Source organism: Bradyrhizobium sp. MI1.3, assembly GCF_055811695.1.
Map to the genome: position 1 here is coordinate 1 of NZ_JBVVPQ010000274.1, position 404 is coordinate 404.

Below are 404 nucleotides of genomic sequence, written 5' to 3' on the forward strand. Positions count from 1 at the left end.
TGCCGGCTGGCCCTCGATCTTGCGGCGGATGTCGCGGATGATGCGGCCGAGCCGGCTGCGCAGAATGCGCAACTGCCGCTGATGCCGGCTGAACTGTTTGGCATGGGCGTAGCGGCCCGCCATCATCGCGGCGGCCTTGGCCACACGAGAATAGGATTGCCGCAGCCTGACGGCGTGCCTTCTCGCCAGGCGGTTGAGCCCCTTGATAGCCGCATGGAGCAGCTTGGCATCGGTCGGAAAGGTGATGGCCTTCGGCTGCACCGTGGTGTCGACGGTGACGCGCTTGAGGTCCTGGCCGCGTAACGCGCCGGCCTCGTGCGCCACCCGCAGGCTCTCCGCCAGCAGCAGCTCCAACTTGTCGCCGAGCCGCTTGCGCCAATGGCTCAGGTCCGAGCGCTCGTGCG

At 68.1% G+C, this 404-nt stretch carries 1 pseudogene; it reads right to left on the reverse strand.

The annotated features are described in order from the left end of the window. Nucleotides 1-404, reverse strand: a pseudogene (locus AC0L3A_RS41005) (IS5/IS1182 family transposase); the annotation flags it as partial.